21 protein-coding genes are annotated in these 21,910 nt (G+C 72.1%); 4 read left to right on the top strand and 17 right to left on the bottom strand.

The features are described 5' to 3' along the window. Positions 1-147 precede the first annotated feature (147 nt). The 3 genes from AB4K12_RS11770 to AB4K12_RS11760 form a co-directional block, all read right to left on the bottom strand. Complete coding sequence (locus AB4K12_RS11770; RefSeq protein WP_368434157.1) at positions 148-1,137, bottom strand: hypothetical protein; 990 nt, start codon at positions 1,135-1,137, stop codon at positions 148-150. Positions 1,138-1,329: 192 nt separating this feature from the next. Then, the gene (gene ggt / locus AB4K12_RS11765) at positions 1,330-3,150 is read right to left on the bottom strand and encodes a gamma-glutamyltransferase (protein WP_368434156.1); all 1,821 of its coding nucleotides are present in this window, start codon (positions 3,148-3,150) and stop codon (positions 1,330-1,332) included. Between the two features lie 108 nt (positions 3,151-3,258). Then, positions 3,259-4,155, bottom strand: coding sequence for an SGNH/GDSL hydrolase family protein (locus tag AB4K12_RS11760; protein WP_368434155.1), 897 nt, complete (start codon positions 4,153-4,155; stop codon positions 3,259-3,261). A 158-nt stretch (positions 4,156-4,313) separates the two neighbouring features. On the opposite strand from AB4K12_RS11760, the gene AB4K12_RS11755 reads away from it, so the two are divergent. Beyond that, on the top strand, positions 4,314-4,763 hold the full coding sequence (locus AB4K12_RS11755) for an Rrf2 family transcriptional regulator (RefSeq protein ID WP_362250056.1): 450 nt from the start codon (positions 4,314-4,316) through the stop codon (positions 4,761-4,763). An 88-nt stretch (positions 4,764-4,851) separates the two neighbouring features. After that, a complete protein-coding gene (locus tag AB4K12_RS11750) occupies positions 4,852-6,042 on the top strand; it encodes a globin domain-containing protein (protein WP_368434154.1) in 1,191 nt (396 codons plus the stop codon). A gap of 31 nt (positions 6,043-6,073) precedes the next feature. On the opposite strand, the gene AB4K12_RS11745 is transcribed toward AB4K12_RS11750, so the two are convergent. The 4 genes from AB4K12_RS11745 to AB4K12_RS11730 are packed head-to-tail and all read right to left on the bottom strand — an operon-like array spanning position 6,074 to position 9,260. Further along, positions 6,074-6,940: an amino acid ABC transporter permease gene (locus AB4K12_RS11745; protein WP_368434153.1), complete on the bottom strand. Its 867-nt coding sequence runs from the start codon at positions 6,938-6,940 to the stop codon at positions 6,074-6,076. Then, positions 6,937-7,581 (bottom strand): amino acid ABC transporter permease, encoded by a 645-nt coding sequence (locus AB4K12_RS11740; protein WP_368434152.1) that lies wholly within the window; start codon positions 7,579-7,581, stop codon positions 6,937-6,939. The genes AB4K12_RS11745 and AB4K12_RS11740 overlap by 4 nt, the downstream gene beginning before the upstream one ends. A 12-nt stretch (positions 7,582-7,593) precedes the next feature. Next, on the bottom strand, positions 7,594-8,499 hold the full coding sequence (locus AB4K12_RS11735; protein WP_207248441.1) for a glutamate ABC transporter substrate-binding protein: 906 nt from the start codon (positions 8,497-8,499) through the stop codon (positions 7,594-7,596). Positions 8,500-8,516: 17 nt separating this feature from the next. After that, entirely contained in the window at positions 8,517-9,260 is a 744-nt protein-coding gene (locus tag AB4K12_RS11730) for an amino acid ABC transporter ATP-binding protein (RefSeq protein ID WP_368434151.1), read from the bottom strand. Between the two features lie 206 nt (positions 9,261-9,466). On the opposite strand from AB4K12_RS11730, the gene AB4K12_RS11725 reads away from it, so the two are divergent. Further along, complete coding sequence (locus AB4K12_RS11725; RefSeq protein ID WP_368434150.1) at positions 9,467-10,258, top strand: GntR family transcriptional regulator; 792 nt, start codon at positions 9,467-9,469, stop codon at positions 10,256-10,258. Between the two features lie 88 nt (positions 10,259-10,346). Here the strand turns inward: AB4K12_RS11725 and AB4K12_RS11720 are convergent, their stop codons facing one another. Beyond that, on the bottom strand, positions 10,347-10,787 hold the full coding sequence (locus AB4K12_RS11720) for a DUF6278 family protein (protein ID WP_086569850.1): 441 nt from the start codon (positions 10,785-10,787) through the stop codon (positions 10,347-10,349). 148 nt (positions 10,788-10,935) lie between these two features. Between AB4K12_RS11720 and AB4K12_RS11715 the strand changes: the two genes are divergently transcribed. Next, a complete protein-coding gene (locus AB4K12_RS11715; protein WP_368434443.1) occupies positions 10,936-12,780 on the top strand; it encodes an SGNH/GDSL hydrolase family protein in 1,845 nt (614 codons plus the stop codon). 103 nt (positions 12,781-12,883) lie between these two features. On the opposite strand, the gene AB4K12_RS11710 is transcribed toward AB4K12_RS11715, so the two are convergent. The 9 genes from AB4K12_RS11710 to AB4K12_RS11670 all read right to left on the bottom strand — a co-directional run bounded on the left by AB4K12_RS11710 (position 12,884) and on the right by AB4K12_RS11670 (position 21,889). Continuing rightward, positions 12,884-13,663 carry an exodeoxyribonuclease III gene (locus AB4K12_RS11710; RefSeq protein WP_368434149.1) on the bottom strand — a complete coding sequence of 260 codons (780 nt, stop codon included), beginning with the start codon at positions 13,661-13,663 and terminating at the stop codon, positions 12,884-12,886. A 37-nt stretch (positions 13,664-13,700) separates the two neighbouring features. Then, positions 13,701-14,345 carry an MBL fold metallo-hydrolase gene (locus AB4K12_RS11705; protein ID WP_368434148.1) on the bottom strand — a complete coding sequence of 215 codons (645 nt, stop codon included), beginning with the start codon at positions 14,343-14,345 and terminating at the stop codon, positions 13,701-13,703. 65 nt (positions 14,346-14,410) lie between these two features. Further along, positions 14,411-15,967, bottom strand: coding sequence for an alpha/beta fold hydrolase (locus AB4K12_RS11700; RefSeq protein WP_368434147.1), 1,557 nt, complete (start codon positions 15,965-15,967; stop codon positions 14,411-14,413). Positions 15,968-16,025: 58 nt separating this feature from the next. Further along, positions 16,026-16,610, bottom strand: a complete 585-nt coding sequence (locus AB4K12_RS11695; protein WP_368434146.1) for a hypothetical protein — start codon at positions 16,608-16,610, stop codon at positions 16,026-16,028. Positions 16,611-16,615: 5 nt separating this feature from the next. After that, entirely contained in the window at positions 16,616-17,737 is a 1,122-nt protein-coding gene (locus tag AB4K12_RS11690) for an ROK family glucokinase (RefSeq protein ID WP_207248445.1), read from the bottom strand. Positions 17,738-18,065: 328 nt separating this feature from the next. Beyond that, a complete protein-coding gene (locus AB4K12_RS11685) occupies positions 18,066-18,887 on the bottom strand; it encodes an ATP-binding cassette domain-containing protein (RefSeq protein ID WP_368434145.1) in 822 nt (273 codons plus the stop codon). Then, positions 18,884-19,924 (bottom strand): ABC transporter permease, encoded by a 1,041-nt coding sequence (locus tag AB4K12_RS11680; RefSeq protein WP_368434144.1) that lies wholly within the window; start codon positions 19,922-19,924, stop codon positions 18,884-18,886. The genes AB4K12_RS11685 and AB4K12_RS11680 overlap by 4 nt, the downstream gene beginning before the upstream one ends. After that, on the bottom strand, positions 19,921-20,931 hold the full coding sequence (locus AB4K12_RS11675) for a sugar ABC transporter substrate-binding protein (protein WP_368434143.1): 1,011 nt from the start codon (positions 20,929-20,931) through the stop codon (positions 19,921-19,923). The genes AB4K12_RS11680 and AB4K12_RS11675 overlap by 4 nt, the downstream gene beginning before the upstream one ends. 208 nt (positions 20,932-21,139) lie before the next feature. Further along, complete coding sequence (locus AB4K12_RS11670) at positions 21,140-21,889, bottom strand: GntR family transcriptional regulator (protein WP_368434142.1); 750 nt, start codon at positions 21,887-21,889, stop codon at positions 21,140-21,142. Positions 21,890-21,910 lie beyond the last annotated feature (21 nt).

Genomic DNA, 21,910 nt, shown 5'->3' with positions numbered 1-21,910 from the left:
AAGATCCGCGTGTGCATGCGACCGTAGGTCTCGTCACTCCCTGTGGCAAGACCATCGCGGTTCCTGTGGAAAACCCGCCCGCGCGGCCATACGGGCGGCCGATCCCGCCTCCGCCATGAGCATGACGGGCTGGTTTCGGCGCCCGCGTCACCCCACCGCGGCCGCGCACCCCACCATCGCCCCGGCGACCAGCGCGTACCCCACCAGCCCGAACAGGGCGCCGCGGTGGTGGAGCCGTTCCACCTTTGCGGGATCCCCGCCGTGCACCGTCCAGCGCCAGGACAGCACCGTGGCGAGCACCGCCAGCAGCACGTAGACCAGCGTGAGCAGATGCAGCCCGTCGATGAGCGTGAGCCCCGCGCTGCTGGTGACGACCTCGTTGACCTGCTGCATGTTGAGCATCACCACGAAGAGCCCGCCACCCAGCAGGGCCAGCCGGCTCTGCAGGGTGTCCAGCCGCTCGGCCATGGTCAGCTCGTCGCTGTGCGAGGGGAGCAGGAAGGTGGCGGTGCCGACGAGCAGCATCAGGTACAGCGGGCCGGTCAGCTTCCAGAAGACCGTCGGGTCGTCGCGCGCGAGGTCGATCCGGACGACGAGGCGGCTGTGGGTGCTGCCGGCACCCCGGGGACGCGTGGCGTCGCCGAAGGTGGTGGGATAGCGCCGCTCCACGGTCATCACCCGGAAGCCGGTCATCCGCCAACCGGGCGGCGCGATGTCGTCGTTGGCGGCGGAGTTGGCGCTGTCCGCGGCGAAGCGGAACCGGTCGGTATTGGGCACGGAGGTCACCAGGATCTCGATCCGGTGCCGGTCGAAGGGGAAGGCCCGTACGTCCCAGTCCTGCCGGAAGACGCTCTGCAGCGGCAGCACGTCCCTGAACCGGCCCTTTTCCGTCGTCAGGACCGGCTCGCCCTTCTGAGGGTCGTTGGCGTTGGTGAAGGACGCCGTGGGCAGCGGGTCGTCGTCCTTGCCGTCGCAGACGGACCACAGGGACAGCCGGGCCGAGAAGGTGTGCTTCGCCGGATCGAGGTCGTACAGGTCACTGAGGTAGGCGCCCACGTCGCACCGCGGGACGGCCTTCCCGTCGGCGGTCGCGATCGCGGCGGGGCCGGTCAGCAGCCACGCCGCGATCAGTCCCACGAGCACGAGCCGGCCCGGGCCCGGGATGTCCCGGAAGGGCCTGGGCCGGCGGGTGCGCCCGAGTCGACGGGTACGCCTGAGCCGGATGATGCGATTCCCCCACGTCGCGGCCACAGGACTCAATCTGACCGGGGTACGACCGGTCGAATCGGGTCACCGCAGGATGCACCCATGTGGGGGACGGACGGTGGGTTATCGCGCCGGTCGTACCACCATCGCCGAGCCGCCCCCGCGCCGCGTCTTCTCGGCGGCGGCCAGCCATCGCCCGTCGGGCAGCCGCTCGACGCCCGTCGCCGCGCCGATCTCGGGGTTCTGCTTGAAGACATGACCCTTGGCCTCGAGCCGCTCGCGCACCGGGTCGTCCCACAGCCCCGGCTCCAGCTCCGTCGCCGTCGCGTTGCGCTGGCTGGCGCGCGGCGCCGCGATCGCCTCGACGAGCGGCATCTTCCGGTCGACGTGGTTGAGCAGCGTCTGCAGCACGGTGGTGATGATCGTCGCGCCGCCGGGCGAACCGAGCGCGAACGCGGGCGTGCCGTGGTCGAGGACGATCGTCGGCGACAGCGAGGAGCGCGGGCGCTTGCCCGGGCCGGGGAGGTTGGGGTCGTGGACGCCGGGGCTGACGGGCGTGAAGGAGAAGTCGGTCAGCTCGTTGTTGAGCAGGAATCCGCGGCCGGGCACGGTGATGCCGCTGCCGCCGGTCTGCTCGATGGTGAGCGTGTACGCGACGACGTTGCCCCACTTGTCGGCGACCGTCAGATGCGTGGTGTGCTCGCCCTCGTACGGCGTGGGGGCGGGCGTGCCCCGCATCGCGCACGGCGTCCGCCCGGACGGGTCGCCGGGCGGCAGCGGGCTGGTGAGGACCGCGTCGTCCCTGATGAGGCAGGCGCGCGCGTCGGCGAAGCGCTGCGAGGTGAGCCCGGCGACGGGCACCTTCTCGAACGCCGGGTCGCCCACCCAGCGGTTGCGGTCCGCGAAGGCGATCCGGCTGGCCTCGATGTAGCGGTGCAGGTAGCTCGTGCGGTCCAGGCGGCTCAGCCGGGAGTTCTCCAGGATGTTCAGCGCCTCGCCGACGGTCGTCCCGCCGGACGAGGAGGGGGCGATGCCGTAGACGTCCAGGCCTCGGTAGGACACGTGGGTGGGGGCCTGGGTGCGTGCCGCGTAGGAGCGCAGGTCCTTCTCCGTCAGGTCGCCGGGGCGGGCGACGCGCCGGGAGGCGGGGTCGACGGGGGGCTTGCGGACGGTGCGGACGATGTCACGCCCGACCGCGCCGCGGTAGACGGCGTCCACGCCCTGACGGGCCAGCAGGTCGTAGGTGCGGGCGAGGTCGGGGTTCTTCAGCGTCGAGCCCACCGCGGGCGGCTTGCCGCCGGGCAGGAACAGCTTGGCGGTGGCGGGGAAGTCCTTGAAGCGCGCCTGGTTGTCGGCCGTCTGATTGCGGAAGGTCTCGTCGACGGTGAAGCCGTCGCGGGCGATCCGCTGGGCCGGCCGCAGGACCTCGCCCAGCGGGCGGCTGCCCCAGGTGCGCAGGGCGGTGTCCCAGGTGGCGGGGGTGCCGGGGGTGCCGACGCTGAGGCCGCTGGTGACGGCGTCGGCGAAGGGCAGGGGCCGGCCCTTCTCCACGAAGAGGTCCTTGGTGGCGCTGAGCGGGGCCTTCTCGCGGCCGTCGAGGGTGGAGACCTCTCCCGACTTCGCGTCGTAGTGGACGAAGTAGCCGCCTCCGCCGATGCCGGCCGAGTAGGGCTCGGTGACGCCGAGGGCGGCGGCGGTGGCCACCGCCGCGTCCACGGCGTTGCCGCCCTTGCGGAGCACCTCGATGCCGGCCGCCGAGGCGTCGGCGTCGACGCTGGCCACCGCCCCGCCGTAGCCGACCGCGACGGGTGACTTGCCGGGCGGGCGGGCCGCCGCGGGGCCGGGCCCCGCGGCGGCCGGCGACGACAGCGCCCCGGCGAGGAGCGCGGCCGTCGCCGCCAGAACGGGCAGGCTCCGGCGGGTGTTCGGTCTGGCGAGGGCCATGGGTGCCTCCGTGTCGGACGAACGGGCCCCGGAGCCTACTCGCGGAGCCCGCCCGCCGACAGGGCACTCGCCCTAGCACTCGCCCTAGCACTCGCCCCAGCACTCGTCCTAGGAGCGCACGCGGGCGATGACCGCCCCCGCCATGGCCTGCTCGCCCTTGGCGTTCGGGTGGAAGGGGGCGGCCGGGCTCTCGGGGCTCACGCCCTCGACCCAGCGGTCCGCGGCGGGCACGCACACGTCGTGGCCGGTGGTCGGGCCGTAGGTGTCGGCGAAGCGGACGTGCGCCACGCGGGCCTGCTCCTGGAGCATCGTGTTCAGGCGCTTCTCGGTGTCCCGCAGGTAGGCGGCGTCGCCGGCGGCGATCGGCACGGCCGGGAAGCAGCTCGCGCCGCTGTCCGGCATGATCGTCGGGTAGCCGACGAGCACGACCTTGGCGTAGGGGGCGCGCTCGTGCACGGCCTTCAGCACCCGGGCGATCTTGGGGGCCGCCTCGTTGACGCGCGTGGTGAGCTGGTCGGTGCCGTCGGGCGCCGTGTACTGCTTCTTGCACGGGGCGCCGGCCGGGTCGGTGACCGAGAGCTGGGCGCAGGTGCCGATGATGGAGCCGAAGCCGATGTCGTTGCCGCCGATGCCGACGGTGACCAGCTTGGTGCGCTTGCCGAGGGCGTCCAGCTGCGGCTGGTTCTCGCCCTGCGCGCGCCACATGTCGTCGGTGGTGGCGCCGCTGCAGCTGACGTCCGTGAAGGACGTCTGCCCCAGGGCCTTCGCGGTCAGCGCGGGGTAGTTGACGCTGGACCGGGCGCAGTCGCCGCCGGTCTGCTCGGGGATGCCGGGACCGGAGGTGTACGAGTCGCCCAGGGCGACGTAGCGGGCGCCGCCGGTCTGTCCGGCCGCCGGGGTGGCCGCCCCGGCGGCGCCCGTCGCTCCCGCCGTCAGGACCGAGGCCGCGCCGAGCGCCGCCAGCGCCTTTCCGTATCGCGTACCGCGTTCGCGCAGTCGTGCCACAAGTGCTCCAAAAAGTCCGGAAACAGTCTTCACAAAGCTGGTTGTTACTGATGGGTCAACCAGCGAGGGCCCAGACTTCCGGCGTGATCGTGTCCTGTCAATCCGATGCCGTGCCCCGATAATTGGCATCTGAGAATCCAATTAGCTACGGTGGGATCGTGCGACTGACCAAGAGCACCGACATCGCCCTGCGCATCGCCATGCGCCTCGCGGTGACGGACGGGACCGAGGACGCCGCGCCGACCACCCGCGAGGTGGCCGACGCCGTCGACGTGCCCTACACCCACGCCGCCAAGGTCGTCAGCCGTCTGCAGCACCTGGGGGTCGTCGAGGCCCGCCGGGGCCGGGGCGGCGGACTGACCCTCACCCCCGCCGGACGCACGGGCTCGGTCGGCCGGCTCGTGCGCGAGCTCGAGGGCGCGGGCGACGTCGTGGGCTGCGAGGACGAGCCCCCGTGCCCGCTGCGCGGCGCCTGCCGGCTGCGCGGGGCACTGCGCGCCGCGCAGGAGGCGTTCTTCGCCGCGCTCGACCCGATCACGGTCGAGGAGCTGACCGGACCGCCGACGGGCCCGGTGCTGCTGAGCCTCGGGACGCGCCCCGGAAGCTGACGATCCCCCGCCACCGGGCCTTTCGCACATCCAAAAATACGCATCTCAGATACCAATTAACAGCCACACGCACATGCGAGGAGCGCCGATGCTGTCCCCCAGGTCGACCGAGATCGTCCGCGCCACCCTGCCCGCCGTCGGCGGAGCCATCGGCGAGATCACCCCGCTGTTCTACGACAAGCTCTTCGCCGCCCACCCCGAGCTGCTGCGCGACCTGTTCAACCGCGGCAACCAGGCCGACGGCAGCCAGCAGCGGGCTCTCGCCGGCGCCGTCGCCGCCTTCGCCACCGCGCTGGTCGAGCACCCGGACGTCCGCCCCGACGCGATGCTCTCGCGCATCGCCCACAAGCACGCCTCCCTGGGCGTCAGCCGAGAGCAGTACGCCGTCGTCCAGCGGCACCTCTTCGCCGCCATCGCCGAGGTGCTGGGCGACGCGGTCACCCCCGAGGTCGCCGCCGCCTGGGACGAGGTCTACTGGCTCATGGCCCACGCCCTCATCGCCATCGAGGCCCGGCTCTACGAGCAGGCCGGCGTCCTGCTCGGCGCTACCTGGCGGCCCTACCGCGTCGTCGCCCGCCACCAGGAGACGTCCGAGGTCACCACCTTCCTCGTCCGCCCGCAGGACGGCCGCCCGCTGCCCGCCGCCCGCCCCGGCCAGTACGTCTCCGTCCAGGTCGCCCTCCCCGACGGCGCCCGCCAGATCCGCCAGTACAGCCTTTCCGGCCACCCCGAGGACGCCCTGCAGTTCTCCGTCAAGCGCGTGGCCGGCACCCCGGCCGGCGAGGTCTCGAACCACCTCCACGACCACGTCGCCGTCGGCGACCCGTTGACTTTGAGCCACCCCTTCGGCGACGTCACCCTCGACGATGGCGACGCGCCGCTCCTGCTGGCCTCCGCCGGCATCGGCTGCACCCCGATGATCGGCATGCTCTCCCACCTCGCCGCCACCGGCGCCACCCGCCGCGTCATCGCCGTGCACGCCGACCGCGGCGAGAGCACCCACGCCTTCCGCACCAACCTCGAGCAGCTCACCGCCAAGCTCCCCGACGCCACCGCCCACGTCTGGTACGAGCACCCCGAGGCTCCCCGCCCGGCCGACCGCACGGGCCTGGCCGACCTGTCCCTCCTCGACATCCCGGCCGGCACCACCGCCTACCTCTGCGGCCCCGTCCCGTTCCTGAAGGCCGCCCGCGCCCAGCTCCTGGCGGCGGGCGTGGCGCCCGCGCGCATCCACTACGAGGTCTTCGGCCCGGACCTGTGGCAGGGCGGCGAGGCCTGAAGACCGGACGGCTGAGGATCAGGGCTGAGGATCAGGGGTGTGTCCCCGCCCCCGGCATCAGCGTGCCGGGCTCCGGCGGGGCCACCTCCACGGCCTCGGTCTTCGGGCTGCGGCGCTGCCGCTTGGCGACCCAGTTGGCGAACCAGGACAGCAGCATGCACATCCCGATGTAGACCGGGGAGATGATCATGACGACGGGGATGAAGGGCAGGTCGTAGTCGAGGTTGCCGGCGATCAGCTTGCCCGCGTGGAGGAACTCCTCGTAGGTGATCAGGAAGCCGAGCGAGGTGTCCTTCAGGGCGACGACCAGCTGGCTGATGATGGTGGGCAGCATCGCCCGCAGCGCCTGCGGGACCAGGACGTAGGTCATCACCTGGGTCTTGTGCATGCCCAGCGAGTACGCCGCCTCGCGCTGGCCGCGCTCCACGGAGTTCACGCCGGTGCGGAAGACCTCGGCCAGCACCGAGCCGTTGTAGAGGGTCAGGCCGGTGACCAGGGCGGGCAGCGGCTGGACCTTGAGGGCGACGAAGACGAAGAAGATCATCACCAGCACCGGCATGGCGCGGAAGAACTCCACCACGACCGTGGCGGCCCAGCGCAGCGGCCGGTGGACCGACAGCCGGCCGCAGGCCAGGACCCCGCCGAGGGCGAGGGAGAGCACGGCGGCGTAGGCGAAGGCCTTGAGGGTGTTGCCCAGCCCCCGCAGCAGCATCTCCTGGATGCCCTCGTACGCGAACGGACTCCACTTGGCGGCCGTGAACTGCCCGGTGTCGAAGAGGAGGTAGAGCGCCCAGGCGACGATGCCGAGGATCACCACCGTGGCGAGGACGCCGTAGAGGCGGTGACGGCGCCGGGCGAGCGGGCCGGGGATGTCGTAGAGGGCGGTGCTGGTGGTCATCGGGCCACTCCCCAGCGCTTCTCCAGCAGATTGAAGATCGCGCTGATGGACAGCGTCACGATCAGATAGCCGACGGCGATCCATACGAAGGACCAGATGATGCTGTAGCCCAGCTCGTTGAGCGTCTTGTACGTGCCCAGCAGCTCGGTGACGCTGAACGCCCCGGCGATCGCCGAGTTCTTGGCGAGCGCGATCAGGGTCGAGCCGACCGGCGGGATGACCGAGCGGAACGCCTGCGGCAGCACGACGCCGCCGAGGGTCTGGACGAAGGTCATGCCCAGGCTGCGGGCGGCCTCGCCCTGGCCGGTGGGCACGGTGTTGATGCCCGCGCGCAGCGCCTCGCAGATGAACGCGGAGGTGTAGCAGCCGAGGGCGAGGACCGCGAAGAGCTCGAAGGGCAGCACGATCCCGAAGCGCGGCAGCCCCAGCATCACCGCGAAGAACAGCAGGGTGAGCGGGGTGTTGCGGAGCACCGTCACCCACACGGTGCCGAAGACGCGCAACGAGCCGACGGGCGCCACCCGGAAGGAGGCCATGACGAAGCCGAGGACGAGCGCGAGCAGCGAGCCGTAGACGGTGAGCTCGATGGTGCCGAGCAGGCCCTCGGCGTAGAGGGAGAGGTTGTCCAGGAGAACGTTCATCCGGGTCCTTGGTCAGCTCGCCGGGTAGCGGTCGACGGGGGGCGGCTGCGGGGCGGGCACGCCGGACAGGCCGAGGGTGGCGTCGTAGGCCTTCTTCCAGTCGCCGTTCTTCTCATGGGCCGTGAGGGCGTCGTCGAGGGCGAGGCGCAGGGCCGTGTCCCCGCGCGGCACGCCGATGCCGTACGGCTCCTTGGAGAAGGGCCGGCCCACCACCTTCAGCTCGTCGGGAGCCTTGGCGGCGTACCCCATGAGGATGGTGTCGTCGGTGGTGACGGCGTCCACCTGGAGGCTGATGAGGTTGTCCACGCAGATGGAGTACGTGTCGTAGGCCACCGGGATCGCCTTGGGGTAGTCGCGCTGGATGCGCTGCAGCGGGGTGGAACCGGCGGCCGAGCAGACACGTTTTCCGGCCAGGTCCTCGGGGCCGTCGATGTCCTTCTCATCGGCCCGCACGAGCAGCGACTGCCCGGCGATGTAGTACGGGCCGGCGAAGCCGACCTGCTTCTTGCGCAGGTCGTTGATGGTGTAGGTGCCGACGTAGTAGTCGATCTGGCCGTTCTGCAGGGCGGTCTCGCGGTTGGCCGAGGCGATGGTGCGGAATTCGATGGTCTTGGGGTCGAAGCCGAGGGAGGCCGACATCATCTTGGCGATCTCGATGTCGAAGCCGGAGTAGGTGCCGGTGGCCGGGTCCTTCTCGCCCAGGTAGGGCTGGTCCTCCTTGACGCCGACGACGAGGTGGCCGCGGCGCCTGGCGGCGCTCCAGGTGGGCGAGTCCGGCAGTTGGAAGCCGGTGGCGACCTGGTAGGCGGGCAGTTGCTCGGGCTTGGGGCCCTTGACCGGGGGGCTGCCCTCCTTCCCGCAGGCGGCGGCGAGCAGGGCGACGGCGATGAGGGCGAGGGCGGCGGCGAGACGTCTCATGGTGCGGTCAGCCCCGCTCAGTGCTTGAGAATCTTGGAGAGGAAGTCCCTGGCCCGCTCGCTCTCGGGCGCGGTGAAGAACCCCTCGGGCGTGCGGTCCTCGACGATGCGGCCGTCCGCCATGAAGACCACACGGTTGGCGGCGGAGCGGGCGAAGCCCATCTCATGGGTGACGACGACCATCGTCATGCCGTCCCGGGCGAGCTGCTGCATGACCTCCAGCACCTCGTTGATCATCTCCGGGTCCAGCGCCGACGTCGGCTCGTCGAAGAGCATCACCTTCGGGTCCATCGCCAGCGCCCGGGCGATCGCCACCCGCTGCTGCTGACCGCCCGACAGCTGCGCCGGGTACTTCTCGGCGTGGGCGAGCAGCCCGACGCGCTCGAGCAGTTCCCGCGAGCGCCGGTCGGCCTCCTCCTTCCCGCGCTTGCGGACCTTGACCTGGGCGAGGGAGACGTTGGCGAGCACGGTCTTGTGCGCGAAGAGGTTGAACGACTGGAAGACCATGCCGACCTCGGCGCGCAGCCGGGCCAGCTCGCGGCCCTCGTCGGGCAGCGGCTGTCCGTCGAGCAGGATGGTGCCGGACCCCACCGGCTCCAGGCGGTTGATGGCCCGGCACAGCGTGGACTTGCCGGAGCCGGACGGGCCGATGACCACCACCACCTCCCCGCGGCCGACGGTGAGGTTGATGTCCTGCAGCACGTGCAGTTGTCCGTAGTGCTTGTTGACATCACGCAGCTCGATCAAGGGATCGACGGCCATACCAGCCCCTGCCACTCTCGGCCTCTCGCGGTCGCCGCAAACTATCCGCATCCATAGGGGACTTCTCCGCTGACACGCGTACGAACGGTGATTGAGCCGGATCGAGGACCACAAGAGCCGCCATTTGCCCTAGGTACACAGACCGAGCCTGGGTACCTAGCCTGTGGTGGCCGGTTGGGGGAAGCAGTGGGGGAAGGGAGCCCGGCGTGGGCGACAGCAGGCCCGTATACCTGCGCATCGCGGACGACCTGCGGCAGCGGATCGACGAGGGCGGGCTGGCGGTCGGCGACCGCATCCCCTCCCGCTCCGAGCTCAAACGCGCGTACGAGGCCAGCGATCAGACCGTGGACCGCGCGGTCCGCGTGCTGAAGGCCGCCGGCTACGCCCAGGGCCAGTTCGGCCGGGGCGTGTTCGTCACCGACCGGGCGCCGCTGGGCACCCTGCTGCGGTCGACCGGAGCCGTCGACTCCCCCTTCGCGGCGAAGATCGGGGAGTACGCCGGGCGGCCGGAGGCCGAGAGCGGAGCCGGCCGGGACGGCCGGGACACCGCGCTCACCTGGGAGGCCTCCTCCAGCGAGACCACCGCCCCGGCGCCCATCGCCGAACGGCTGGGCATCGGCGTGGGCGAGCCGGTGCTGTGCACCCAGTACGAGTACCTGGCCAACCGCCACCCCGTGCAGCTCGCCACCAGCTGGGAGCCGCTGACCATCACCGAGGGCACGGACGTCGCCCTGCCCGAACGCGGGCCCTACGCGCGACGCGGCGTGCGCGGCCGGCTGGCCGCCATCGGCATCCGGGTCGTACGGGCCCGGGAGCTGGTCGGCTCCCGGCCGGCCACCACCCCCGAGGCGGAGGCCCTGGGCTGCGCGGCCGGACAGTGCGTCACCGTCGTCGAACGCACCCACTTCGACGGCGACGACCGGGCCGTGGAGACCTCCGACATCGTGGTCCGCGCGGACCGCTGGCGGCTGGAGTACACCATCCCGTTCACCAGCTGACCCAGGGGCGGGGCCGCCTGACCCGGGCGCGGGCGCGGGGCCCGCGCGCCGGGGGCGCGGTCCGGCAGGCGCGCGCCGGCGGCTCGGGTCAGCGCTCCGCGATCTCCGCGTAGAGCCGGGACAGCTCCGGCGCGCCGTCCGCCGCCCACGCCTGCCCCGCCTCGACCACGTCGATCTGACGGCCGTTGCGCAGCCGCACGACCGGCTGGCCGTCCGGCCGGATCCACCACCCCGCGTCAGCGACGGTCCGCACGATCACCGTGCCCAGATACAGGCCCGCGTCGTTACCGAGCCAGGGCACCAGTTCCGGGTCCTCCCGCCAGCGCGGCTGCAGCTGGTCCAGCGCCTCCAGGGACGACGGCGAGTCGTCGAGCACGGCACCGGCCGACTGCGCGTGCGCACGCAGCAGTTCGCACTCCGACAACAGCTCGGCCAGACCCTCCGGATCCCGTTCGGACGCGCCGGGCAGCGCCCCACCGCCGGTCGGGCCGAGCCGCTTGCGCCAGCTGTCCAAGAAGGGAATGTTCATACTGGCCAGGATCTCACTCGCACGGATGGCCCCACCACAGGCGCGCTGCGCCCGACGTGGCCGATTGGCCTCCTTGACGTTCCCCACACGTCTCCTTAGCTTCATCCCGCCACTTTCACAGCGGGCAACCCTGGGAGGCATGACACGCATGCTCCGGACATCGAGACCCGGAACGGTCGGCGCACGACGGCACAGACGAACGACGGCCCTGGCCGGGGCCGTGGCGGTGGGTGCGGTGTGCGCCGTCGCCCTCGCGAACACCCCCGCCCTGGCCGCGAACCCCGCCGCCGCCAAAGAGCCGCTCCCCTTGGAGCGGCTCTTCGACAATCGGGCGGTCAGCGACGACGCCCGCCCGGCGGCCGCCGACTTCGACGGCTCCGGCGGCTCCTTCTCCGCCCAGGACCTCGCCGCCGCCGGCTGGACGCCGGGCCGCGCCCTGGACATCGACGCGTCCCACCTGACCTGGCCCCGCCCGGCGCCCGGCCGCCCCGACAACGTACGGGCCGTCGGTCAGTCGGTACGGCTGACCGGGCGCGGCGAGGCCCTGACGTTCCTGGTCGCGGGCAGCACGAAGGGCGCGGCCGGGAACACGGTCGGCGGGAAGGGCACCGTCCGCTACCGCGACGGCTCGTCCGGCACGTACACCCTCACCGCGCCCGACTGGCGGCGCGGCCCCCTCACCACCAAGGCCGTCGGCCTCGCCCACCGCAACACCCGTGACGGGCAGCGCACCGAGACCACCCGCCTCTACACCGTGACCGTTCCCGTCGCGCGGGGCCGGGAGATCAGCTCCGTGGTCCTGCCGAAGGACCCCGGCGCGACGACCGACCTGCACGTGTTCTCCATGGCCCTGCGTGCTCCCACGAAGGAGTGGACCGGCAGTTGGGCGGCGTCCACGTCCGGGTACGCCGCCGTGGGCCCGTGGACGGACCGGACGCTGCGCCTCGTCGTGCACAGCAGCGCGGGCGGACCCGTCACCCGCGTCCGGCTGGAGAACACCTTCGCCCAGCGCCCGGTGCGCGTCGGGCACGCCACGGTCGCGCTGCAGGACAAGGGCGCCGGGGCGGTCGGCCGTCCCGTGCCGCTCACCTTCGGAGGGCGGGACGGGGCCGAGATCCCGGCGGGCGCCCAGCGATTCAGCGACCCGGTGCGCTTCACCGTGCCACCGGACACCAACCTGCTGGTGAGCATCCACCTGCCCGGCACCGTACGGGCCGTGCCCGTGCACAGCTACACCAGCCAGGTCTCCTACCTCAGCGCCGACGGTCTCGGCGACCGCACCGGTGAGCGCGGCCAGGGGGCGTTCACCGAGAAGCTCGACAGCTGGCCGCTGCTGACCGGCGTCGACGTCGGCGGCGGGCCGGGCTCGCTCGTGACCCTCGGCGACTCCATCACCGACGGCGAGGCGGCCACCCCCGGGGCCAACGGCCGCTGGCCCGACCTGCTGGCCCGGCGGCTGCGCGCCCAGCACACCGTCCCGGCGCTGGGCGTCCTCAACCACGGCATCTCCGGCAACCGCGTGGTCAGCGACCGGTACCCCGGCGACGGCACCAGCACCGTCAAGAGCGGGGTGAGCGCGGGCAACCGGCTCGAGCGCGACGTCCTCGCGCAGACCTCGGCCCGTACGGTCATCGTCTTCGAGGGCGTCAACGACATCCGCGCCGGCACCAAGGCCGACGCCGTCGTCGCCGCGCTCCGGTCGATCGCCGCCCGCGCCCACGAGCGCGGACTGCGCGTCGCGGTGGCCACCATCGCACCCTGCGGGGGCTTCTACGACTGCACCCCGGAGGCCGACGCCCAGCGCACGGCCATCAACCGGCACATCCGTACCGCCGGGATCTACGACGCCGTGTTCGACTTCGACGCGGCGATCCGTGACCCCCAGCACCCGGAACGCATGCTGCCGCGCTTCGACGCCGGCGATCACCTCCACCCCAACGACGCGGGCATGAAGGCCTTCAGCGACTCCGTCGACCTGCGCAAGCTCGTCTGACGGACGGATGGACCTGGGGGCGCCCGGCGAACGGGCGCCCCCAGACCGGACCTCCGGGCTCAGGCGTTCGGGTCAGATCTCCGGGGCAGGTCTTCGGGTCGGCTCAGATGTCCAGGTCCACGACGACCGGGGCGTGGTCCGAGGCGCCCTTGCCCTTGCGCTCCTCGCGGTCCACGAACGCGTCCTTGCGGGCCTTGTCGAAGGGGGCGTTGCCGTAGACCAGGTCGATGCGCATGCCCCGGTTCTTGGGGAAGCACAGCTGGCGGTAGTCCCAGTAGGTGTACGGCCGGTCGTACTTCAGGGGACGCGGGACGACGTCCGCGAGGCCCGCGTCGCGCAGGGCGGCGAGGGCCGCGCGCTCGGCCGGGGTGACGTGCGTGGCGCCCTCGAAGACGGCCGGGTCGAAGACGTCCTCGTCGGTCGGGGCGATGTTGAAGTCGCCCAGGACGGCGAACGGCCGCTCCCCCGTCGCGTCGGCCGAGACCGCGTCGCGCAGCGCCTCCAGCCAGTGCAGCTTGTACGTGTAGTGATCGTGACCGACCTCGCGGCCGTTGGGGACGTACACCGACCACAGGCGCACGCCCCCGCACGTCGCGGAGATCGCGCGGGGCTCCTGCACACCGTCGTAGTCGGGGCCGCCCGGCAGGCCCATGACCACGTCCTCCAGGCCGACGCGGGAGAGCAGCGCCACGCCGTTCCACCGGCCGTTGGCGTTCACCGCGGACTCGTAGCCGAGCTCGCGCAGCTGGTCGGCCGGGAACTGCTCGGCGGTGCACTTGGTCTCCTGGATGCACAGCACGTCCGTGCCGCTGCTCTCCAGCCAGGCCAGCAGCCTCGGGAGGCGGGCGGTGATCGAGTTCACGTTCCAGGTGGCGATGCGCATGAAGCCACCCTAACGGCCACCTCTGACAGTGCCGGTGTCACAGGTCGATGCTCTGGCCCGCCGCCAGGCGGGAGTGGTCGGTGCCGCCCACGCCCGGACCGTCCGGGCCCAGCATCCGGTCGTAGACGGGCCGGGCCAGATCGGTCAGCAGCGCGTCGTGGATGTCGATGGCCCGGCGGGGCTTGATCTCCCTGATGTAGTCGATGACCTCCGCGACCTTGTTCCACGGGGCCATCACCGGCACCATCAGCGTCTCCACCGGCTGCCCCGGCAGCGTCAGCGCGTCGCCGGGGTGGAAGACCGAACCGTCCACCAGGTAGCCGACATTGGTGATCCGGGGGATGTCCGGGTGGATCACGGCGTGCAGCTGGCCGTGCACCTGCACGTCGAAGCCGGCCGCGGTGAAGGCGTCGCCCTCCCCGACCGTGTGCACCCGGCCCGGGAAGGCCGCCGAGACCCGCTCCGCGACGCTGCGCAGCGTCCACAGTTCGGCGGCCGGGTTGGCCTCCAGGGCGGCCCGCAGCCGGTCCTCGTCGAAGTGATCGGGGTGCTCGTGCGTGATGAGCACCGCGTCCGCCCCGACGGCCGCGTCCGCCTCGCTGAACCCTCCCGGGTCGATGACGAGGGTGCGGCCGCCCTTCTCCAGCCGGACACAGGCATGACTCTGCTTGATCAGTTTCATGAGCCCATACTGCTACGGCCGTACGCGCCGGGGGCGCGCCCCGCCCCGCCCGGGGCGAGAACGCGTCACGCGCCGGTCGCCGTCACCTCCGTCACGGCACGGCGCGCCACCGCGAGCGCCGCCCTGGCGGCGGGCAGGCCGCAGTAGGGCGCGGTCTGCACGAGCGCCTCCTCGATCTCCTCAGGAGTGACGCCGTTGCGCAGGGCGGCGCGGGCGTGCCGGGCGAGCTCGTCCAGGTGACCGCCGGCCGTGAGGGCCGCCAGGGTGACCAGGCACCGGGTGCGCCGGTCGAGTCCGGGGCGCGCCCAGGTCTCGCCCCACTCGACGCGGGTCGCGAAGGCCTCGAAACCGGTGGCGGGGGCGGCGGGCTCGGCGTCGTCGCCGAGCACCTCGGTGCGGATGCGCTGCGCTTCGGCTTCGGCGTCGACTGTTGCGGGGGCTGGGGCTGGGGCTGGGGTGGCTTCGGCGGTCGTGGGTGCCACCGGTGCCGGGAGCTCGGCCGCGTACGGGTTGCCGTCCGTCACGACGGCCGGGGCTGGCCCGAAGCCGATGTGGGGGACGGCGGCGGGGGCGGCCCCGGATGCCGTCTCGCCGGGCGGCACGGCCGGGCCGAAGGCCCCGGCGAAGCCGGGCAGCGCGGCCCCCGGAACGGCGGCGGCCTCCCCGGCGGGCTCCTCGTCCAGGTCCGCGGGCGGGCCGAAGCCGGGGATGGGTGCCGGGGCCTGATCCGTCGGCTCCACTGCCGGGGCCGGGGCCGGGGTCGCCGCCGGGGCCGGCTGTTCATCGGTCGTGGGGTGGTCGGTGGCCGGCTCGTCCGCCGTGGGCGTGGGGTGGGTCGGCTTCGCCTGCCAGGCCGTGGTGAAGTGACGGACGAGGAGGTCCGTGAGCGCCGCCGGCTGCTCCACCGGGGCGAGATGGCGGGCCGCCGGGACGACGGCCAGCCTGGCGTCGGGGATCCCCGCCACCAGCACCCGGGCCTCCGCCGGCGGCGTGAGCGGGTCCTCCGCGCCGACGACGACCAGCGCCGGCACGCCGATCCGGCCCAGCTCGGCCCGTACGTCGAAGGCGGCGAGGGCGTCGCAGGCGGCGGCGTAGGAGGGGATGTCGGTCGTGCGGACCATCTGGACGGCCCAGTCGACGATCGCGGGCTGCGCACTCGCGAACGCGGGGGTGAACCAGCGCTCGGGTGCGGAGCGCGCGACCGGTTCGAGGCCGTTCGCGCGGATCTCCGCGCCCCCGCCGAAGCTCTCCGCGCCGTCGAACCGCGCGGCCGAACCGACCACGGCCAGCGAGGCGAGCCGGTCGGGGTGGCGCAGGGCGAGGTCGGTGCCCATCGCTCCCGAGACGCAGCAGCCCGCGTAGCCGAACCGTTCCACGCCCAGGGCGTCCAGCGTGGCCAGCAGCCGGTCGGTGAGTTCGCCCACCGTCGTCGCGGGCTGGGCGGGAGCGCCGCCGTGGCCCGGAAGGTCGAAGCGCACCACGCGCCAGTGGCGGGTGAACTCCGGGATCTGGCGGTCCCACATGTGCCAGGTCGCGCCCAGCGCGGGGCCGAGGACGAGGACGGGGCCCTCCTCGGGGCCGTCGGTCCGGTACTGGAGGGTGGGGGTCTGCTTCTCGCTCACCGCGCCACGCTATCCGCCGCTGCCGGACGTCCGTTCGATGGGGTGGCGGCCCGTGGGCTCAGGGCGTGGTCGTCGAGACCACGTAGACCTGGGGGAAGTCGGGGTTGTCCAGGTTCGCCGTGATCTCGAGGTTCGGCTTGGGCCGCTCCTGCTCACGGACCGTGCCCGCCCAGTGGTGACCGTCCGCGAACTTCCAGCCCACCACGGCCGCCTCGTCCTCGTCGATCGTGACCTCGCCGTCCTTCAGCTCGGCGTCGGAGCCGACGTAGTCGTCGAGCCACTTGTCGAACTTCTCACGCGTGGTCGTGAACTGCAGGAACAGCGAGCTCGCCTTCCACGCGTTGGTCTCGTAGGAGGCCACGTGCTCCGCGTAGGGCGGCACCGACACCTCGTACAGGCGTCGCTGCAGGCGCGTGGGCCAGCCCTCCTCGAGGCCGGTGGCGGCGGCCTGCTCCTTCTTGCTCTCGCCGCCGCCGCGGCTCTGCATCGCGGAGATGTAGAGGTATCCGGCCGGGATGGCGATGAGCAGGAAGACGATCAGCGGCTTGAGCCAGCGGCGGCGGGCCGGGGCGTTGGGGGTTCCGGCGTCGGTCTCGGGGTGCTCGGGCGGCTCGTGCGCCGCCGGGCGTCCGGGCTGGTCCATGACGATCATCCTCGGCCGGCCCGCGTGTAGCGCTCGTAGCGCTCCACCCGGCGGCGGTTGGCCCTGCGGAAGCGACGGGCGACCAGGCGGGCCAGGTCGGCGGCGCCGACCATGCCCGCCTCGGGGCCCAGCTGCGCCTTGACGATACGGGCCTCGGGTCGGTAGCCGCGGCCGGTGAGGTGGCGGCGGAACGCCTCCCGGGCCGGGCCGATCAGCAGGTCGTCGGCCGCGCTGACGCCGCCGCCGATGACGAAGCAGGAGGGGTCGAGGGCCGCGGCCAGGTTGGCGATGCCGACGCCCAGCCACTGGCCGATGTCCTGGAGCAGCTCGACGCACATGGCGTCGCCGGACCGGGCCAGCTCCGTGATCAGGGGGCCGGTGATCTCGGAGATGTTGCCACCGACGCGGTCGATGATCCCGTACGCGACCGGCGACTCGGCCGCCGCCAGCTCACGGGCCTCGCGGACGAGCGCGTTGCCGGAGCTGTACTGCTCCCAGCAGCCGCGGTTGCCGCACGGGCAGCGGTGGCCGCCGGGCACGACCTGCATGTGACCGAACTCGCCCGCGACGCCGAACTTGCCGCGCTTGACCTGGCCGTCCTCGAGGATCGCGCCGCCGATGCCGGTACCAAGAGTGATCATGACGAGGTGGTCCTCGCCACGGCCGGCGCCGAAGCGCCACTCCGCCCAGGCGGCGGTGTTGGCGTCGTTGTCCACCATCACGGGGACGGCGAGGCGGCCGGCGAGGCGGTCGCGCAGCGGCTCGTTGCGCCAGGACAGGTGGGGGGCGAAGAGGACGCGGTTGCGGTCGGCGTCGACCCAGCCGGCCGCGCCGATGCCCACGGCGTGGACGTCGTGGCGGTCGGAGAGGTCGAGGACCAGCTCGACGATGGTGTCCTCGACGACCTTGGGGCTCTTGGACTTGTCCGGCGTCTCCGTGCGGAGCTTCTCCAGGATGTTGCCGTCGGCGTCGACGACGCCCGCCATGACCTTGGTGCCGCCGATGTCGATGCCGACGGTGGGGACGCGGGGGGCGGTGAGGTGCGAGCGGCGCTCGCGCGTGCCGACCGTGCGGAGCACGGTGGCTTTGGCGGTGCCTCGGTGTACCCGCTCGCGGTACATGCTCATCGCGGTTGTTGCCCCTGCGGTCGTGGTGCGGATGTGGATGGACTCGGCCGATTGTGCCTCACCGGTGGGGCGTGGTGCACAGTCGCGCTCGGGGGCGGGGCCGGGGCGGGAGGGGCCGGGCCCTTACGGGACTGGATTATTTACGGCCCGGAACCCTCTACGGGATGGGTTGCCCCGCACCTGGGCCGCAAATAACCCTGACGTCCCTCCCAGGGCCCGGCCCCTCCCACCCCGGCCCCTCCGGCCGGATCGCGCCCGCGGGTGGGCGGGTGGGCAATCGCCCGCCAGTTTGTGGGCAATCGTTCCGCTGGGCGGAACGGGTGCCCCCTCAGTCCTCGGCGGAGCCGACCGGCTTGCCGCCGATCACGTCCGGGCCCGGCGCCCGCTCCAGCTCATGGCTGAGCTGGTCGAGCTCGCTGCCGCCCGCCATCTGGCGGGTCAGTTCGTCGAGGGCGATCTCGTTCTTGTTGTGGCTGCCCGCCATCGATCCTCGCTTGAGGAGCACGAAGCGGTCACCGACCAGATACGCGTGGTGCGGGTTGTGCGTGATGAGGACCACGCCCAGGCCCGCGTCGCGGGCCGCCGCGACGTACTTCAGGACGACGCCGGACTGCTTGACGCCGAGCGCCGCGGTCGGCTCGTCCAGGACCAGCACCTTCGCGCCGAAGTACACCGCTCGGGCGATCGCCACGCACTGGCGCTCACCGCCGGAGAGCGTGCCGATGGGCTGGTCGACGTCGCGCAGGTCGATGCCCATGCGCAGCAGCTCCGCGCGGGTCGTCTCGCGCATCTTCTGTACGTCGAGGCGCTTGAAGGGGCCCTTGCCCTTCGTCGGCTCCGAGCCCAGGAAGAAGTTCCGCCAGACCGGCATCAGGGGGACTACCGCCAGGTCCTGGTAGACCGTGGCGATGCCCCGGTTCAGGGCCTCGCGGGGGGAGGAGAGCTTCGTTTCCTCGCCCTCGATCTCGAACGTTCCCGCGTCGTGCTGGTGCAGGCCCGCGATGATCTTGATCAGGGTCGACTTGCCCGCGCCGTTGTCGCCGAGGACACACGTGATCTCGCCGGCGTGCACCTCCAGGGAGACGCCCTCCAGCGCGCGGATGTTGCCGTAGAACTTGCTCACGTCCGTGAGCTTGGCCAGGGGGCTCACTTGGTCGCCTCCGCGCGCTTACGGACCCAGGCGTTCAGCAGGGTCGCCAGGAGCAGCATCGCGCCGAGGAAGAACTTGAACCAGTCGGGGTTCCACTGCGCGTACACGATGCCCTTGCTCGTCATGCCGAAGATGAACGCGCCGATCGCGGAGCCGATGGCCGAGCCGTAGCCGCCGGTCATCAGGCAGCCGCCGATCACGGCCGCGATGATGTAGAGGAGCTCGTTGCCGACGCCCTCGCCGGACTGCACGACGTCGTACGACATCAGCAGGTGCTGGCCGGAGACCCAGGCGCAGAAGGCGACGGCCATGTAGAGGCCGATCTTGGTCTTGTTGACGGGGACGCCGACCGCTCGGGCCGCGTCGGCGCCGCCGCCGACAGCGAAGATCCAGTTGCCCGCGCGGGTGCGGAGCAGGACCCAGGTGGCCAGGGCCACGAGGCCGAGCCACCACAGGATGGTGACCTGGAGGTCGACACCGCCGATGGTGAGGTGGGAGGCGAACACCGCGTGGGCCGACTCGAAGCCCTCCATGTCACCGATGGTCTTGGTGGAGACCGTGCCGCCGATGAGCTTGGTGAAGCCGAGGTTGAGCCCCGTGAGCATCAGGAACGTGGCCAGCGTGATGATGAAGCTGGGCAGTTTGGTGCGGGTGAACACGAAGCCGTTGAAGAAGCCGACGGCCAGGGTGGTCAGCAGGGAGACCCCCACGCCGACCCAGACGTTGGCCGTCATCTGGTAGCTGAACATCGACGAGACCAGGGCGGAGGTCGTGACCATCACGCCCGCCGACAGGTCGAACTCGCCGCCGATCATCAGCAGCGCGACCGGTACGGCCATGATGCCGATCGTCGAGGACGCGTACAGCACGGTCGAGAGGCTGGACGCGCGCAGGAAGCTGTCGGCGGCGAACGAGAAGAAGAGGAAGACCGCCGCCGCGCCCACGACCGCGCCCAGCTCGGGGCGGCCGAGCAGCCGGCGCAGTATGCCCCGGTGGAGCAGCCGGTCGTCGGCCGGTGCGGTTGCCGCTGTACTCATCGGGTGCCCCGCTTCGTGTACTCGGCGAGGGTCTTCGCGTCGTCCTTGGTGACGATCTGCGGGCCGGTCAGGACGGGGCGGCCGCCGCCGAGCATGTCGCGGTTGTAGCGGTAGAGCCACAGCAGGTCGACGGCCTCGTAGCCCTGGAGGTACGGGTCCTGGTCGACGGCGAAGCCGAGGGTGCCGTCCTGGAGGTCCTTGGCGACCTGGGCGTTGAGGTCGAAGGTGTCGACCTCGGCCTTGCCGCCGGCCTGCTTGGCGGCCTTGACGGCCGTGGCGGCGAAGGGGGCACCGAGGGTGACGACGGTGTCGATGTCCTTGTCGGACTGCAGCTTGGCCTCGATGGACGACTGCACGCCGGGCATGTTGGTGCCCTCGACGTAGAGGTTCTGCACGTCGCCCTTGAAGGTCTTCTTCACGCCGTCGCAGCGCTGCTCGTGGCCGACGTTGCCCTGCTCGTGCAGGACGCAGACGGCCTTCTTCCTGCCGCGCTGGTTGAGCTGCTCGCCGACGGCCTCGCCGGCGATGACCTCGTCCTGCCCGATGTGGGTGAGGGCGCCGAAGTCCTTGGACTTGTCGGAGCCGGAGTTCACCGTGATCACCGGGATGCCGGCCTTGCGCGCCTTGGCGACGACGTCCTTCATGGCGTCGGGCTTGGCGAGGGTGACGATCAGGCCGTCGACCTTCTGGTCGATCATGGCCTGCACGCTCTGGGCCTGCTTGTTCCCCTCGACGTCGTGTGCGTAGAGGAACTTGATGTTGTCCTTGACCGCCGCCTGCTTGGCACCGTTCTGGACGATGTCCCAGAAGGTGTCGCCATCACCCGAGTGGGTGACCATCGCGAAGGTCCACCGGGGGGTGTCGACCGCGGAGCGGCCCTGAGCGGCCTTGGCTGCCCGCTCCTCGGCCCGCTTACCGCCCGTGCTGCTGCACCCAGCCAGTGTGGCGCCGAGCACCGCTGCCAGCACGGCGCTCACCGCACGTACGCCTGTCCGAACCCTTGCCACGAGGACTTGCCCTTCTCACTGTCTGTCACGGTGTGGCCGGGCCCCTCTGCCGCGGACCCAACCGCCCAAGTATCCGTCACCATCCGTCACCGCTGTCGGCCGGGGCGTCGGCGGTGCCGAGGGGGGCTTCTTCCTGTGCGTGGAGTTGTAGTGGCGGAGGACACATCGCGTCAAGACTTTGTCAGAACATTCTTATGGCCTGACAGGCTCAGGACCGGGCCAGGAGCTGGAAGTCGAACGCGTAGCGCGAGGCCCGGTAGAGGTGGGAGCCGAACTCCACCGCGCGGCCGGTGTCGTCGAAGGTCGTCCGCTCCATCGTCAGCAGGGGGGCGCCCTCCGGCTCGGCCAGCAGCTCGCCCTCCCCGGCGGTGGCGGCACGGGCCCCGATCGTCTGGCGGGCGCTGTGCAGGGTGATGCCCGCCTGCCGCAGCAGGCGGTAGAGGCCGGTGCGGCCCAGGGTCTCGGCGTCGAGGTCCAGCAGGCCGACCGGCAGGTGGTTGCGCAGGTGGGCCACCGGCTCGCCGTGGGCGAGGCGCAGCCGCTCCAGGCGCAGGACGTCGGCGCCCTCGGCGATGCCCAGGGCGGCGGCGACCGGCGCGGGGGCGGGCTCGACGGCGTGGTGCAGGACGCGGGTGGCGGGCTGCTGGCCGGCCGACTCCAGGTCGTCGTAGAGGCTGCTGAGCTCCAGCGGGCGCTTGACCTGGCTGTGCACCACCTGGGTGCCGACGCCGCGGCGGCGCACCAGCAGGCCCTTGTCGACCAGTGACTGGATCGCCTGGCGGACGGTGGGGCGGGAGAGTCCCAGGCGTCCGGCGAGCTCGATCTCGTTGCCCAGGAGGCTGCCGGGGGCGAGCTCACCCCGTTCGATGGCGGCTTCGAGCTGCTGGGACAGCTGGAAGTAGAGCGGGACCGGGCTGCCGCGGTCGAGGGAGAACTGAAGGGGTCGCTGCTTCGCCACGAAGGGAGCGTAGCCGGACGA

Source organism: Streptomyces sp. C36 (genome assembly GCF_040932295.1).
Taxonomy (GTDB): Bacteria; Actinomycetota; Actinomycetes; order Streptomycetales; family Streptomycetaceae; genus Streptomyces; species Streptomyces triculaminicus.
This window is presented reverse-complemented; position numbering and strand designations above follow the sequence as displayed.

What these genes read in the sequence shown, in the direction of transcription:
- AB4K12_RS11735 (WP_207248441.1), bottom strand. Translation starts at nt 8,499, where the DNA reads ATGAGACGTCTCGCCGCCGCCCTCGCCCTCATCGCCGTCGCCCTGCTC.
- AB4K12_RS11705 (WP_368434148.1), bottom strand. Translation starts at nt 14,345, where the DNA reads ATGAAACTGATCAAGCAGAGTCATGCCTGTGTCCGGCTGGAGAAGGGC.
- AB4K12_RS11720 (WP_086569850.1), bottom strand. Translation starts at nt 10,787, where the DNA reads ATGAACATTCCCTTCTTGGACAGCTGGCGCAAGCGGCTCGGCCCGACC.
- AB4K12_RS11710 (WP_368434149.1), bottom strand. Translation starts at nt 13,663, where the DNA reads ATGCGCATCGCCACCTGGAACGTGAACTCGATCACCGCCCGCCTCCCG.
- AB4K12_RS11680 (WP_368434144.1), bottom strand. Translation starts at nt 19,924, where the DNA reads ATGAGTACAGCGGCAACCGCACCGGCCGACGACCGGCTGCTCCACCGG.
- AB4K12_RS11745 (WP_368434153.1), bottom strand. Translation starts at nt 6,940, where the DNA reads ATGACCACCAGCACCGCCCTCTACGACATCCCCGGCCCGCTCGCCCGG.
- AB4K12_RS11740 (WP_368434152.1), bottom strand. Translation starts at nt 7,581, where the DNA reads ATGAACGTTCTCCTGGACAACCTCTCCCTCTACGCCGAGGGCCTGCTC.
- AB4K12_RS11715 (WP_368434443.1), top strand. Translation starts at nt 10,936, where the DNA reads ATGCTCCGGACATCGAGACCCGGAACGGTCGGCGCACGACGGCACAGA.
- AB4K12_RS11750 (WP_368434154.1), top strand. Translation starts at nt 4,852, where the DNA reads ATGCTGTCCCCCAGGTCGACCGAGATCGTCCGCGCCACCCTGCCCGCC.
- AB4K12_RS11690 (WP_207248445.1), bottom strand. Translation starts at nt 17,737, where the DNA reads ATGAGCATGTACCGCGAGCGGGTACACCGAGGCACCGCCAAAGCCACC.
- AB4K12_RS11730 (WP_368434151.1), bottom strand. Translation starts at nt 9,260, where the DNA reads ATGGCCGTCGATCCCTTGATCGAGCTGCGTGATGTCAACAAGCACTAC.
- AB4K12_RS11695 (WP_368434146.1), bottom strand. Translation starts at nt 16,610, where the DNA reads ATGGACCAGCCCGGACGCCCGGCGGCGCACGAGCCGCCCGAGCACCCC.
- ggt (WP_368434156.1), bottom strand. Translation starts at nt 3,150, where the DNA reads ATGGCCCTCGCCAGACCGAACACCCGCCGGAGCCTGCCCGTTCTGGCG.